At 45.7% G+C, this 13,013-nt stretch carries 19 protein-coding genes; all 19 read left to right on the top strand.

Features of this window, described 5'->3' with window-relative positions:
* Window positions 1-190: 190 nt before the first annotated feature.
* Window positions 191-670 (top strand): pentapeptide repeat-containing protein, encoded by a 480-nt coding sequence (locus PseuLF5_RS05810; protein WP_340133151.1) that lies wholly within the window; start codon window positions 191-193, stop codon window positions 668-670.
* Window positions 671-995: 325 nt separating this feature from the next.
* Window positions 996-1,529, top strand: coding sequence for a hypothetical protein (locus tag PseuLF5_RS05805; protein ID WP_340133150.1), 534 nt, complete (start codon window positions 996-998; stop codon window positions 1,527-1,529).
* A 172-nt stretch (window positions 1,530-1,701) separates the two neighbouring features.
* Window positions 1,702-2,094: a hypothetical protein gene (locus tag PseuLF5_RS05800; RefSeq protein WP_340133149.1), complete on the top strand. Its 393-nt coding sequence runs from the start codon at window positions 1,702-1,704 to the stop codon at window positions 2,092-2,094.
* A complete protein-coding gene (locus PseuLF5_RS05795; protein ID WP_340133148.1) occupies window positions 2,091-2,624 on the top strand; it encodes a hypothetical protein in 534 nt (177 codons plus the stop codon). The genes PseuLF5_RS05800 and PseuLF5_RS05795 overlap by 4 nt, the downstream gene beginning before the upstream one ends.
* Before the next feature lie 432 nt (window positions 2,625-3,056).
* Entirely contained in the window at window positions 3,057-3,362 is a 306-nt protein-coding gene (locus PseuLF5_RS05790) for a hypothetical protein (RefSeq protein WP_340133147.1), read from the top strand.
* 55 nt (window positions 3,363-3,417) lie between these two features.
* Window positions 3,418-4,101 carry a NucA/NucB deoxyribonuclease domain-containing protein gene (locus PseuLF5_RS05785; RefSeq protein ID WP_340133146.1) on the top strand — a complete coding sequence of 228 codons (684 nt, stop codon included), beginning with the start codon at window positions 3,418-3,420 and terminating at the stop codon, window positions 4,099-4,101.
* A gap of 3 nt (window positions 4,102-4,104) precedes the next feature.
* A complete protein-coding gene (locus tag PseuLF5_RS05780; protein ID WP_340133145.1) occupies window positions 4,105-4,737 on the top strand; it encodes an SMI1/KNR4 family protein in 633 nt (210 codons plus the stop codon).
* 223 nt (window positions 4,738-4,960) lie between these two features.
* On the top strand, window positions 4,961-5,767 hold the full coding sequence (locus tag PseuLF5_RS05775) for a polymorphic toxin-type HINT domain-containing protein (protein WP_340133279.1): 807 nt from the start codon (window positions 4,961-4,963) through the stop codon (window positions 5,765-5,767).
* A gap of 12 nt (window positions 5,768-5,779) precedes the next feature.
* Window positions 5,780-6,154 carry a barstar family protein gene (locus PseuLF5_RS05770; RefSeq protein WP_322374350.1) on the top strand — a complete coding sequence of 125 codons (375 nt, stop codon included), beginning with the start codon at window positions 5,780-5,782 and terminating at the stop codon, window positions 6,152-6,154.
* A gap of 846 nt (window positions 6,155-7,000) precedes the next feature.
* Entirely contained in the window at window positions 7,001-7,333 is a 333-nt protein-coding gene (locus PseuLF5_RS05765; RefSeq protein ID WP_340133144.1) for a hypothetical protein, read from the top strand.
* A complete protein-coding gene (locus PseuLF5_RS05760) occupies window positions 7,330-7,704 on the top strand; it encodes a hypothetical protein (RefSeq protein WP_057006049.1) in 375 nt (124 codons plus the stop codon). The genes PseuLF5_RS05765 and PseuLF5_RS05760 overlap by 4 nt, the downstream gene beginning before the upstream one ends.
* Before the next feature lie 231 nt (window positions 7,705-7,935).
* Window positions 7,936-8,073, top strand: a complete 138-nt coding sequence (locus tag PseuLF5_RS28140) for a hypothetical protein (RefSeq protein ID WP_445262414.1) — start codon at window positions 7,936-7,938, stop codon at window positions 8,071-8,073.
* Between the two features lie 3 nt (window positions 8,074-8,076).
* On the top strand, window positions 8,077-8,709 hold the full coding sequence (locus PseuLF5_RS05750) for an SMI1/KNR4 family protein (protein WP_340133142.1): 633 nt from the start codon (window positions 8,077-8,079) through the stop codon (window positions 8,707-8,709).
* Between the two features lie 556 nt (window positions 8,710-9,265).
* Window positions 9,266-9,721 (top strand): Imm42 family immunity protein, encoded by a 456-nt coding sequence (locus PseuLF5_RS05745; protein WP_128615622.1) that lies wholly within the window; start codon window positions 9,266-9,268, stop codon window positions 9,719-9,721.
* A 157-nt stretch (window positions 9,722-9,878) separates the two neighbouring features.
* Window positions 9,879-10,571, top strand: a complete 693-nt coding sequence (locus PseuLF5_RS05740; RefSeq protein WP_340133141.1) for a transposase — start codon at window positions 9,879-9,881, stop codon at window positions 10,569-10,571.
* A gap of 110 nt (window positions 10,572-10,681) precedes the next feature.
* Entirely contained in the window at window positions 10,682-11,215 is a 534-nt protein-coding gene (locus tag PseuLF5_RS05735; protein ID WP_340133140.1) for a hypothetical protein, read from the top strand.
* A 303-nt stretch (window positions 11,216-11,518) separates the two neighbouring features.
* On the top strand, window positions 11,519-11,875 hold the full coding sequence (locus PseuLF5_RS05730; protein ID WP_340133139.1) for a hypothetical protein: 357 nt from the start codon (window positions 11,519-11,521) through the stop codon (window positions 11,873-11,875).
* 155 nt (window positions 11,876-12,030) lie between these two features.
* The gene (locus PseuLF5_RS05725) at window positions 12,031-12,438 is read left to right on the top strand and encodes an Imm63 family immunity protein (RefSeq protein ID WP_340133138.1); all 408 of its coding nucleotides are present in this window, start codon (window positions 12,031-12,033) and stop codon (window positions 12,436-12,438) included.
* 112 nt (window positions 12,439-12,550) lie between these two features.
* Window positions 12,551-12,946: a contact-dependent growth inhibition system immunity protein gene (locus PseuLF5_RS05720; RefSeq protein WP_340133137.1), complete on the top strand. Its 396-nt coding sequence runs from the start codon at window positions 12,551-12,553 to the stop codon at window positions 12,944-12,946.
* Window positions 12,947-13,013 lie beyond the last annotated feature (67 nt).

Below are 13,013 nucleotides of genomic sequence, written 5' to 3'. Positions count from 1 at the left end.
TTGCTGGAGATAAAGCTCCGGCAATCAAAATGGATGGTAATGTAATTGTTGATGGGAATCATCGATATATTGCTGCCAAAATACTGGGGCTACAGCCTGACGTGGTACCTTGGGTTCTACCACCCAACAAAGTTGGCGTTACTAAATCTATATTTGATGTCAAAGTTGATCCGACTGACTGGGGTAATAAATGATAACTTTGTATTTTGAAAGCGGTGAAACTTTGCAGTACGCTTGCGATAGTTTTGTCGGTCTGGATTTTAGTGCGGCTAACTTGCATCGTGCTATATTTCAAGGATTGGATGTCAGTAATGCGAACTTTGCCAACGCAAATCTAAGAAACGCTATTTTTGACTTTGCTATCCTGAATGGCTCCAAAATGAGCAATGCAGCATTAATGAATGCTGCATTGACTTGTGCAGAAATGGAAGGTGTAGACCTTTCGGGCGCTAATGCTGTTGGTGCAATTTTTGCTGGTGCAAATCTTGCAATGTCTAATCTAAAGAGCGTAGGTGTGCGAGGTGCATGTTTTAAAGGAGCTAATCTATGCGGTGCTTATTTCGTAGTCGAGCATATAGAAGAGTCTGATTTGTCTGGCGCTAAGTATGACAGCGAAACTGTTTGGCCAAGCGGATTCAATCCCGTTATACATGGAGCAATAAAGATCTGAAATATTGCTAAAAAGCGACCGTGCAAAGGCAACTGGTGCAGCTGACGTGTCGGCGAGTTCTGCAATCGCCCGTGCTGGGCTGGCAGACGAAATTTTGGGTCGGACACTATTACGCATTATCAACAGGGATAAATGGGGACAGACCACGTTTAGAAAGCGCTCTGAAAACGTGGTCTGTCCCTTTTTCTTTCATTTTTTCCCCATTTTTTCCGAAAAATAACAGTCGCTTGCCTGGTGGCGGCCATCAAGTGAATTTCATGGATAAAGCGCCCCGAACTAATCCAGAGTTTTATGAAGTTAATATGAAGTCGGTGAGGACATTGCAGTGAATCAGTTGATCAGCGAAATTAGAACGAGGTGGGAGTGCGATGATGGAGCGCTCTTCGAGTCGTTTGTCAGCTGGAACGGAACCTCTACCAGCTTCGAAGACACAAAAAAAAATATGCTATATGCGCAAGAGCACCCAGTCGTACGTTTAGAACAATATCTGGTTCTTGAAAATGGCGTTGAAATACGCCTTCAAATCGGTGAGACGCCCTATATCCTTGAAGACAGAAGAGGGGTTTTGGTGGTTTTTAATGAGAAACCTTCAAAATTTAGTACGCCTGGATTTCCTTGGTTTTTTGACTGTCCTAATAATGCGGCGATTTACAATGCTGATGGCTCTTTGCGTTTTCAATTGCAAAGTTCCTACGGTATAGGAAGCTATATTGGAATAGTGCACTACGCGGATACACCAGCGAACCCAAATGCGTTAGGTGTTTTGGTAGGTACATTAGGGCATGATCCGGAATGGCTCTATTTGGTTGATCCTAATAGCCCGGAATTGATACCTACAGGGAAATGGATTCGCTATTAGTTTTATAAAAAAGTCGGATCTGAACGGTGTTTACTTAACAGCTGCCCAATTGAGCTCAAAAAGAGCGGGATAAATGGGGACAGACCACGTTTAGAAAACATTCCGAAAAGGTGGTCTGTCCCCTTTTTACCCCTGGGGAACACAGCGTCCGGCTTGGAAGGAAGGGACGATCGTGAGAGATAAGGTAGTGGATCAGCCGCGCACTATGACGATGACTATAAATGAAGATCAGTATGCGGAAATGCTAGAAAGTGAGGCGTTTGGCAGGAATCCGGCCGCCTCTCTAGGCGGATGGGCCACGGATACGCCCATAAATTCTGTAGCAGACGTTAGAAATAAACTCGCGGTGTCCGAGGAGTTCAAAGAAGGCCCATTGTATCAATTTACATTTACTGTTAAGCCAGGACCAGGAATTCGTGAGGGAACAGTCGGCGATATGTGGGATGCGACCAATGGTGTTCGATTGCCTGGTGGCGGGCATCAGGTGAATTTTATGGATAAGTCACCTCGAACTAATCCTGAGTTATACCAAGTTGTTATGGGGTCAGTGAGGGCGTTGCAATGAAACAACTAATTAAAGAGGTTAGAACGATCTGGGAGTTCGAGGGTGGGGCGGGCTTTGAGCAATTTGTCCGCTGGGATGGAACGCGAACCAGTTTTGATGAAATTAAAAAAAGTATGGCGAATACGAAAAATCTTGCGCTTAAAGGCTTTAAGCGCTTATTGATTCTGGATGATGACGTCGAAATTAGCATCCCAGTGGACGAGATTCCCCATATTCTTTCAGATAGGACTGGCGTACTGGTGATTTTTGAAGAGAAACCAACAAAACTCAGCTGCTCCATTGCTCCTTGGTTTTTTGAGTGTCCTAATAATGCAGCTATCTATAATGCTGACGGTTCATTGCGATTCCAACTACAAAGTCCGTATGGAATAGGTAGTTATATTGGTGCGGTACACCACTCCGCATCGCAAAATTATCCTGAATCTTTAGGAGTCTTGGTCGGTTCGTTAGGACATCAGCCAGAATGGCTTTGTTCGATTGATCCCAATAGTCCGAAACTGATACCTACGGGGAAGTGGGTTCGCTATTAGTCAATGCGTTGGTTCTATTGATTTAGCAGGTATCCGATAAATTGAGCCTGTGTCATAGGGATAAATGTAGATAGCACTCTGAAAACGTGGTCTGTCCCCTGTTCGTGCTCCCTTTTCGTGCTGAAAACGTGTAAATGGGGACAGACCACGTTAAGAAAGTACTCCAAAAACGTGGTCTGTCCCCGTTACCCCCATCTCTGATAAGTTGAAGGGGTTGAAGTAATGGGCGTGACTAGAATTTTAGACTCGGAAGGTGAGTTGCTTAATATTTTTCATGACTTGAATGCACTTGAGTGGAGAAAGTATGGACAACGTAATCCAGAGGTCTGGATGGGTGATCATTTTGAAAGAGAGGATCGTTCGAGATTTCCTCCATATATAGCTTTTCGATTTTAAAAAGAAAATGAATATATTATCTCTATGTTGAATTAGGTGATTGCTTCATATAATGGCTTGATTCCTTGGGTGCTGATAGGTTGTGAGCGTTATGCGTCCTCTGGCATGAATTGGGTAATTGAGTCTGCATATATTAAGGAAGTAGAGGCTAAAGCCAAATCTTTAGGGCAGTCTTCTGCAAGCTATCTTGCCAAGTATGAACCTGAGTTTGGCTCTATTGCCTTTGAAGACTTGGTTGGGTTAACTGAGTATATTCGTAAAAAATTCTCAGTAGATAAATGGGGACAGACCACGTTTAGAAAACGCTCTGAAAACGTGGTCTGTCCCCGTTTTACCCACTGAGGAGGAAAAGCTGGCGGTTAGGGACAAATACGAAGCGCTCGACAAGCAACGAGAGTTGGAGCGTGACGAGTTTTGTAAAGGAACAGCTGATACTTGCCGTCAGATCTCACGCGATTTGGCCGACGATGATGAAAAATTTTCAGAGCTCATAAAGAAACTGAGAAGTGAAGGCAAGGGAGCAGAGGCCTATTGGGTAGGCTCTGTTCAATGGGGGAATTTACATTCTGCTGGATCAATGGCTTCCGTTGTGAAAGCACAGGAGGGTGGTTTCTTTGCAAAATTGGGCGCTGTGGTTTTCGAGATGGGCGCCGGAATTTTTCCGGGGCGGGCTATCGGAAAAGGCACGACGGCTATACATGTAGCAGATGAAAAGGTTGTTGATGTAAAAGGGGCCGCTGGCGGCGCAGGCGGTACTGAAAAAGTCGTCACGATCAGCAAAGATCGCTACCCAGAGTCGGCGCAACATATTGAAGATGCCATCGGCGCAGGAAAGCCTGACACGTTGACCATAGATCGAGATAATGCGGCAACGCGCAGGCGTGATTCTTTGCGCGGAATTGAAACAAAACCGGGCCTCGACCGTGATGAATATCCGCCCGCCATGTTCCAGGAAGGGGGGCAGGGAGCCTCGGTAAGGCATATCACCGCTGGTGATAACCGTGGGGCAGGCGCTTGTATTGGCGCTCAATGCAGAGAGTCGCCTAACGGGACGAAGGTTAGAATAGAGGTGATAGATTAGATTATGAATAATTTGGATAAGTTGTTATCGATTGCAAGTTCATCCTTGAGTGAGTGTGAACCAGAACTGTCTGGGCCAATACGCAACATGGCAGGGACTTCGACGGAACAACTTTTTGATGTACTGCGTCAGCGCAATGGCTTCTATGCTTTTGAAGGCGCGCTGCATGTTTTTCCAAGCGATTCCAGTCAAAGTGAAATGGGCATATCTGATTGGAATCACGCTGACCTGTGGCGCAGTAGCTACAAAGGCCTAGCCGATAACATTGTCTTTTTTGCTGAAGATATCTTTGGTGGGCAGTTCTGTATCAAGGATGGCAATATCTACATTTTTGATCCGGAAACTGGCTCTTTAGAGTACTTGGCTGCGGATGTTGAAAGCTGGGCTGAAGTAGTTCTGCACGACTATGAAGTATTGACAGGCTATCCGTTGGCTCATCAGTGGCAAAAGCGCAATGGTCCAGTTCGTGCAGGGATGCGTTTGCTGCCCAAGGTGCCTTTTGTAATGGGCGGTGATTTTTCCTTGGATAATTTATATGTTGCCGATGCTGTAGAAGGCATGCGGCTCAGAGCGGATATAGCCGATAAGATTAAAAATTTACCAGACGGTACTCAGGTTAAACTCAGTCTGGACTGACAGAGAATGAGTGAGAATGGATCAGGTTTATACAAGATTTGGTCTGTTTTATCCGCAAAAGAAGTAATGACTTTGATGTGCAGGATGACGATCCAGTCAAAGAAGCAAGTCTTGGGGGTATTGGTAAATGGGGACAGACCCTGAGGGATCCCCACAAATCTACTCTAGGCTCTGAGGATAAATGGGGACAGACCACGTTTAGAAAGCACTCTGAAAACGTGGTCTGACCCCTTTTTACCCGAAAGTTTCTACACCGCAAGGCGACCGCGTTATTGAGTCGCTCAAGGTGGGAGATGTTGTCTGGAGCAAGCCTGAGAAAGGGGGCAAGCCGTTCGCTGCCGCCATTCTGGCAACGCATCAGCGTTCGGATCAGCCGATCTACCGCCTCAAGCTCAAAAGTGTTCGTGGCGCTGGCGCAGTGGAAGGCGAAACCCTGCTGGTTACGCCGAGCCACCCCTTCTATGTACCCGCCAAACGTGATTTCATTCCTGTCAAAGATCTGGAACCGGGTGATCTGCTGCAGTCACTGGCTGATGGCGACACCGAAAACACCTCGTCCGAAGTCGAATCGCTTGAGCTGTACCTGCCCGAGGGCAAAACATACAATCTGACGGTCGATGTGGGGCATACGTTCTACGTTGGCGAACTCAAGACCTGGGTACACAACACTGGGCCTTGTGATTTGCCTCCGGATTATTTTGCGGGTGGTGCAAAAGACACTACTCGATTCATCGATGGCATCAAGGTTGTTGATCAAAAAACTGGTCAGGTCCTCCAAGGCACAGTTGATCTTGGCCCAACCTTGGATCGGATAAAGTCAGGTGGATCTTTCCCTCATCGAAACGACGGCTCTATATTCCAGAATCGCGCATCGGATCTGCCGCAGAAACCAGCCGGTTACTACACTGAATACGTCCATCCTACGCCCGGTATTGCAGGGCCAGGACCTCAGCGAATCGTCGTAGGAAAAGGCGCCGAAATGTATTACACAGCCGACCACTACAAAACCTTCATCCCGATAAAAAATTGAGGCCTGTCGAAAATGTTGCCATTCAAGTTTGTGGACATCCCGCCTTCATATGACGCGGCCGAGGTTTTTTATGTGCGGATTGACCCGTCCATTGGGATTGCAGAGGAATTGATAAGATCGCTGTATTACCTACTTTGGTTGCCGGGGTATTTTGGATTTAACTGGGATGCCTTATATGATTGCTTAAGAGATCTTAGCTGGATTCCATGCCACAAAATCGTCCTTGTACATGTGACTCTTCCAGAATTGCCAAGAGAGGATCTACAGGTATACCTTGAGATTTTACGTGACGCGGTCTTTGATTGGGTTGGTGACGAAGGGCACGAGATAGAAGTAGTCTTCAGAGAAATTGATAGGCCTACGGTCGAGGATCTGCTAGAAAAATAGCTTAAGCTGCTGGTGCAAAAGGTATCCAGAATGTTCCTGGTTTTGGAGAGGTAGATGACTTCTTTGCATCACAGTCGGCTAACCTCAACAAAAAACTGGGAACAAAAATTGGTGAGGGTCGCCTGCCCTATGAAACAAGCAGGGCCGGTGTAGAGCAGGCTAAAGCGACGGTTAAAGAAACCTTAGAGAACGTTACGTCTGTGAGTCCATTGATCCCCAGCTCAACTGTGCGAGGAAATTATGACCTCATTCATGTGTACAGCTCCAATACTAATAGCACCGTAAGTCTGCGAGTATTGCCAGATGGGAAGTACGAGTTTGATACATTGATTCCAGAGAAGTCATCTAAATTTTAATGTGGAGGGCGAAAAGCTGTGCTGATCAATGAGGTATTGCGCGATGTCAGATTTCGCTCATTTTTTATGAGCGGAAATTTGGTTTGTGAGTTTTTGGTATTGTTTTTTAAGTTGTCTGGCTCTGGGTGGGTGTCACTAACAATTAGCGAGGGCGTGTCAAGGTTTTTAAAGTTAGATTCAGATCCGGAATTGCTGGAGTTGTCTGAAATAAATGATGAGTTTGCGTACCCGATTAAGTCGTTAAGTGGGTTGGATAAGTATCTAGGATTGAAAGTTTTGTCGGTATATGAGTACAGGATTAGTGATATCGATGAAGGTTGCGTTGGAGTGTATTTGGATTTTGGAGGCTGCGGGCTTAGTGTGATTGAGTCTAATGAGTGTCTATCAGTTGTAGATGATATGGTTAAATTTTCTGATAGTAAGATTTCGCTTCTTAAAATGAGAGTTTAGTTGAAGAACAGAGGCAGTTGGTGCAAAAGCGACTGTAAATGTGAGGTCGGCTAGTTTTGCTGATGAAGCAAAGCTGATTGGTCACTTTGAAAAACACGGTGCTGAATTTGGGGCAAAGTCGTCTACTGAATATTTGCAGGTGGGCAAGGACATTATGCAAGGCGGGGATAAGGATCAGTATCTGTACAAGGGCGAAATGCGAACTGGCTACGTGCAGTTTATGGGTAATTCGTCCCGTGGAGATGCGAAGTATGGATTTGTAGGAACTAATTCTGATGGTGCCATCACTACAATCCATGTGGAAAGTGGTAAGAGTTTTTGGAAGATGTTGAATGGTGATCCTAAAGATAAAATTATAAGGCCTATACCATGATTTATTCGGTGCTTGTTGATGGCGTCAATTCTGAAATAGAAGAGGAAGTCTCGATTGTTGTATGTGGTCAGCGGCTTACCTGCTTTGCAAGCTATCTTCCCTATCAGCTTGAGATAGGGCGAGTGTATCGGGCAGAGTTGTTACCCATGGTTTTTGGTGAGTATATTGTTCAAGAGATTTCTCATGTCACACCCTCAGTCCTTAGAGAAGGTCCAGGCTATTCATACAGAATTATCGGCGAGTTGAGGGATGGCTGCTTGTGCTGTAGTGGATTGACCTTCTGTGATGAGATTTTTCTGGCGGATTTTGGTTTCCTTGAGGGGAAGCTGATTTCATGGCGGGTCGATAGGTTAGACATTTCGTTTGTCTGAGTTTCCTTTGGTGCAAAAGGGGCCGCTGGCGGCGCAGGCGGTACTGAAAAAGTCGTCACGATCAGCAAAGATCGCTACCCAGAGTCGGCGCAACATATTGAAGATGCCATCGGCGCAGGAAAGCCTGACACGTTGACCATAGATCGAGATAATGCGGCAACGCGCAGGCGTGATTCTTTGCGCGGAATTGAAACAAAACCGGGCCTCGACCGTGATGAATATCCGCCCGCCATGTTCCAGGAAGGGGGGCAGGGAGCCTCGGTAAGGCATATCACCGCTGGTGATAACCGTGGGGCAGGCGCTTGTATTGGCGCTCAATGCAGAGAGTTGCCTAACGGGACGAAGGTTAGAATAGAGGTGATAGATTAGATTATGAATAATTTGGATAAGTTGTTATCGATTGCAAGTTCATCCTTGAGTGAGTGTGAACCAGAACTGTCTGGGCCAATACGCAACATGGCAGGGACTTCGACGGAACAACTTTTTGATGTACTGCGTCAGCGCAATGGCTTCTATGCTTTTGAAGGCGCGCTGCATGTTTTTCCAAGCGATTCCAGTCAAAGTGAAATGGGCATATCTGATTGGAATCACGCTGACCTGTGGCGCAGTAGCTACAAAGGCCTAGCCGATAACGTTGTCTTTTTTGCTGAAGATATCTTTGGTGGGCAGTTCTGTATCAAGGATGGCAATATCTACATTTTTGATCCGGAAACTGGCTCTTTAGAGTACTTGGCTGCGGATGTTGAAAGCTGGGCTGAAGTAGTTCTGCACGACTATGAAGTATTGACAGGCTATCCGTTGGCTCATCAGTGGCAAAAGCGCAATGGTCCAGTTCGTGCAGGGATGCGTTTGCTGCCCAAGGTGCCTTTTGTAATGGGCGGTGATTTTTCCTTGGATAATTTATATGTTGCCGATGCTGTAGAAGGCATGCGGCTCAGAGCGGATATAGCCGATAAGATTAAAAATTTACCAGACGGTACTCAGGTTAAATTCAGTCTGGACTGACAGAGAATGAGTGAGAATGGATCAGGTTTATACAAGATTTGGTCTGTTTTATCCGCAAAAGAAGTAATGACTTTGATGTGCAGGATGACGATCCAGTCAAAGAAGCAAGTCTTGGGGGTATTGGTAAATGGGGACAGACCCTGAGGGATCCCCTCAAATCTACTCTAGGCTCTGAGGATAAATGGGGAAAGACCACGTTTAGAAAGCACTCTGAAAACGTGGTCTGACCCCTTTTTACCCTTGGCCCCTTTTTACCCTGAGCAAAAAGCCATCGAGGTTAGCAATAGACTGAGTGATCTAGTTCGTAATGCCGATAATCAACCGCCCGGAAAATATCCTTACAGTCAGCGGGATATTGATTTTGCTAAACAGCTAATAAAGGATAAATGGGGACAGACCACGTTTAAAAAGTACTCCGAAAACGTGGTCTGTCCCCTTTTTATGCTTTTTATGCCCTTTTTATGGTCTGTCCCCTTTTTATTTGGTGACGCCGGAAACCCATGTTGGCTAGTTATATACCGGCGGCAGTGCAAAAGGCGCTAGGAGTAAGATTGAAATGATTTACGGCGATCCGTTTATATTCTCAATTCAGTTTGATGTAGTGAGAGATTGGACTGATTCAAGTTGTTTCTGGGTAAACGGCTTGTTTTCGTTGTTTGTTGGTGGGGAAAGGCTCCTTGATGTCGTGGATGTCGCCGAGCTTAAAACTGCCGTGAACTTCTACGCAAAAATGGAATTTGAAAATATAGAGGAGGGCGATTCAGCGATTTCTGCAAAAGAATTATTCGCTTCCGCGCATCGTTATTTTTTCAAAGGGGAGTCCGCCATTCTAGAAGGCGTGCAAGATATGACGTGCACCTTCTTGGGGGACGCCGGTCTGTTTATTTATTTTCAAAAAACAGAGCATGCGGACAGGCTGGTCTGGAGTAAGGACTTTGGCAACATTGTCCATGAGGCGTTGCTGCCTCGGGGGGCAGTGGGTGGCGTAATTGAAGGTATTGAAGAGTTGTAGAGTTGGCAGCGGCATGGCTGGTCAGAATGTCCTGACAAGATAAATGGGGTCAGACCACGTTTAATGTAGTTGACTGCAACAATACGTAAAAATTTGCCGTCATTTGTGCCTTGCGGCCCGCTAAGCTTTCAGTTCGACCAATTGAAAGGATTCATCGATGCCGCGTAGACCAAGAATTTTGATACCAGGCGTACCGTTGCACTTGATTCAGCGAGGAAACAATAGGTCTGTGTGTTTTTTTACCGACGAAGACTATCTTTTTTATCTGGAGCTTTTAGTCGAACAGGCTTCTAAAAATGAATGTGATATTCATGCGTGGTGCCTAATGACCAATCATGTTCACTTGTTAGTCAGTCCTCATTATGCCAACAGCGCAAGCCTGCTGATGAAAGGTGTCGGCCAGAGATACGTCCAATACATAAATCGTGCTTATAGTCGCAGCGGAAGTTTGTGGGAAGGCCGGTATCGTTCATGCCTTGTTGAGAGTGAACGATATTTGTTGTGCTGTTATCGATACATCGAAATGAATCCCGTCAGAGCGAAAATGGTAAATCATCCGGCAGAATATCGCTGGTCAAGTTACCGTGTTAACACACAATCAGAGCGATCACACATTGTTACCCCTCATGCTCAGTATTTGGCGCTTGGAGGGCAGGGCGGGCAGCCGGCAGAAGCTTACCGCGAACTGTTCAAAAATGACTTAGAGTCGGAATTGGTTGACCAGCTTCGTGACGCGACCAATGGAAATAATGTTTTTGGCGGTTCAAAGTTTGCTGTTGATGTCGAGGAAATGATCGGTCGTCGCGTGCAGCGAGGGAGCCCGGGACGGCCAAAAAAATCGATCATTTAGTGAAAACGTGGTCTGTCCCCTTTTTCCTTCCTGAGAAATCTTATGGATAAAACCCCTCGTACGAATCCTGAGTTCTATGATGCTAATATTGATAGTTTGAGGTTGTTGAAATGATTGATCTTGTTTCTCGTATAAGGAGTGAGGTGGTGCATGCTGATGGAACGATCTTTGAAAGTTTTTACGATTGGCAGGGGCGTAGAACTGATTTTGAAGTTGAAATGACGCAAGTTAAGTATGTGCGTGTGAGTAAGGTTGTAGAAATAAGAAAATACATAGTTTCTGATGCCGGTTCGGAAGTTTTGTTTTCTGCTGCGGGCATCCCATGCATATTGCCAGATAGGACTGGAGTGCTGGTCGTTTTTAATGAAGAGCCATCCAGGTTTAACTCTTCTGAAGCACCTTGGTTCTTCGGGTGTCCTCACAACGCTGCGATCTACAATGTTGATGGTGCATTACGTTTTCAGTTGCACAATCCTTATGGGGAAGGCAGTTATATAGGCGCCATACATTCAGGTGCGATGCCCGAGCATCCAAATTCACTAGGTGTTTTGGTTGGAACCGTAGGGCATGATCCAGAGTGGCTTTATTTGGTTGATCCAGATAGTCCGGAATTAATCTCTACAGGAAAGTGGATTCGCTATTAGTCTTAAATAAAAGGGATAAATGGGGGCAGGCCACGTTTAGAAAACACTCTGAAAACGTGGTCTGTCCCCTTTTTATCTCTATTTATTTTCCGCTTGGTACGGATCCATCAGCACCGGGAAGTACGTATATCCGATTAATGCCTGCTGGCTCCACTCCTGTTCCAGGGTTGGAAAATGGTTATTGGATCTCGGTGAAAAATGGGCAACCGATTAACCCGGCGACAGGCGGAACCGGCACGAGAGGACATACATATGTGCCTTTGGCACCTGATACCTTTCCGCCAAAAAGATGAGGTGGTAATAATGATTGAACAGAGAGATTTGGCTGAGTTTAAATCAGCAATTCTTACAGGCGTGATTGTCGGAATAGGATCGCTTGTTCTGATTTTTGATAATAGTGTGTCAGTGCTGATTCAGTGCCCCTTCGCCTGCGGTGATGAGGGGGCGTTGAAATATGGGCACGGCGAACATCTTCATAGTGCTGTCGTCATTTTTGAACTATTGAATCGTCGTGTGAAAGAAGCGGGTTTAGAAAAAGGAGAGAAGTTGGTAATAATGTTTGATGATCGTAAGTTGCTTGAGATAATTCCTGAGGAAAATGGTCTTGAATCTTATGTTCTCACAACTCGGCATGGAATCTGTCCCGTTTCAATCAGTTAGGAGGGCTTGAGGGTAAATGGGGGGCAGACCACGTTTAGATAGGGATAAATGGAGGATAAATGGGGACAGACCACGTTTAGAAAGCACTTCGAAAACGTGGTCTGTCCCCGCTTTCTCCGTTTTCTCCATCACTTTATAAGAGAGGTACGGTAAAAATGGTTGCCTCTATTCATGAAGTACAATCTATAGTTTATGAGCTTGGAGGAAGGATTAATGCGCCGAAGTCGTCGCTGATCGTCTTGTCTGCTCCCGCAGATGATGGGGCGCCTTACGTCGAAGTTCACGACGATGGTTATAGCTACGTGTCTTCTGAGAGAGGTTTTGAAATATATAATAAATCGACCGAATCCTTGAATGAGTTGCTTTATTGGATTGTGAACAGAGCCGTGCGCCAGATGGCTGTCAAGTATGAGCTAGATAACAGAGTGGATAAATGCGATACGAGAAGAGTTTATTTTTCACGATTGGTACAGCTACTTGGTGAAATAAAACCTGAATGGGCGGAGCTTGCAAGGCAGGAAGTTGATGCAGTGCTAAAATCTTGCCCGTACGTAGATGGCTGAATCATGCGTGATAAATGGGGACAGACCACGTTTAGAAAGCACTTCGAAAACGTGGTCTGTCCCCGTTTTCCCCTATTAGCCCAATCGAATCGGCCCTGAATGGTGCAGGAATATGACATTTCGAGAGTTGGAAAAAAAATATTCGGTTGCTTGGTCACCAGAAGACCCGATGTCCTCTTTGAGTGAGTGGTATCTGTCTGTTCGTGATACGGATTTTGATAATCTTGAGGTCGGTGATGTATGTCGAGCTTTGAGGCAGGATTTGTTTATTGCTGATCTATTAACTATCGCTACGCGTTTTTTGTCAGAAGATGTTTTGACAGGGGATCGGTATGATGGTGAATTGATTTCCGCACTCGCAGATATCAAGGCAGATTATTGGGTTGTAAATGTTCAAGCGGCCAGAGATACGATTGATGCTTTGGTGCGAGTATCTGATGTCACTGAGGATGTTGATTGTCTAAGCGACACATCCAGGTCGATAAAAACTATAAAGGCGATCATTTGAAGGGGAAAAGGGGGCCCGTTTCTTATGGTGCCCACATTTCTACTACGGCAATAAATGGGGGCAGACC

It is taken from the genome of Pseudomonas sp. LF-5, assembly GCF_037626295.1.
Lineage (GTDB): Bacteria > Pseudomonadota > Gammaproteobacteria > Pseudomonadales > Pseudomonadaceae > Aquipseudomonas > Aquipseudomonas monsensis.
The sequence above is the reverse complement of the archived record's forward strand: the minus strand, read 5'-3'. Positions and strand labels throughout refer to the sequence as shown.

Bases quoted from the DNA above. Each gene is read 5' to 3' on its own strand.
- PseuLF5_RS05810 (WP_340133151.1), top strand. From the start codon at position 191: ATGATAACTTTGTATTTTGAAAGCGGTGAAACTTTGCAGTACGCTTGC.
- PseuLF5_RS05795 (WP_340133148.1), top strand. From the start codon at position 2,091: ATGAAACAACTAATTAAAGAGGTTAGAACGATCTGGGAGTTCGAGGGT.
- PseuLF5_RS05760 (WP_057006049.1), top strand. From the start codon at position 7,330: ATGATTTATTCGGTGCTTGTTGATGGCGTCAATTCTGAAATAGAAGAG.
- PseuLF5_RS05730 (WP_340133139.1), top strand. From the start codon at position 11,519: ATGATTGAACAGAGAGATTTGGCTGAGTTTAAATCAGCAATTCTTACA.
- PseuLF5_RS28140 (WP_445262414.1), top strand. From the start codon at position 7,936: ATGTTCCAGGAAGGGGGGCAGGGAGCCTCGGTAAGGCATATCACCGCT.
- PseuLF5_RS05770 (WP_322374350.1), top strand. From the start codon at position 5,780: ATGTTGCCATTCAAGTTTGTGGACATCCCGCCTTCATATGACGCGGCC.
- PseuLF5_RS05735 (WP_340133140.1), top strand. From the start codon at position 10,682: ATGATTGATCTTGTTTCTCGTATAAGGAGTGAGGTGGTGCATGCTGAT.
- PseuLF5_RS05780 (WP_340133145.1), top strand. From the start codon at position 4,105: ATGAATAATTTGGATAAGTTGTTATCGATTGCAAGTTCATCCTTGAGT.
- PseuLF5_RS05745 (WP_128615622.1), top strand. From the start codon at position 9,266: ATGATTTACGGCGATCCGTTTATATTCTCAATTCAGTTTGATGTAGTG.
- PseuLF5_RS05740 (WP_340133141.1), top strand. From the start codon at position 9,879: ATGCCGCGTAGACCAAGAATTTTGATACCAGGCGTACCGTTGCACTTG.
- PseuLF5_RS05725 (WP_340133138.1), top strand. From the start codon at position 12,031: ATGGTTGCCTCTATTCATGAAGTACAATCTATAGTTTATGAGCTTGGA.
- PseuLF5_RS05750 (WP_340133142.1), top strand. From the start codon at position 8,077: ATGAATAATTTGGATAAGTTGTTATCGATTGCAAGTTCATCCTTGAGT.
- PseuLF5_RS05720 (WP_340133137.1), top strand. From the start codon at position 12,551: ATGACATTTCGAGAGTTGGAAAAAAAATATTCGGTTGCTTGGTCACCA.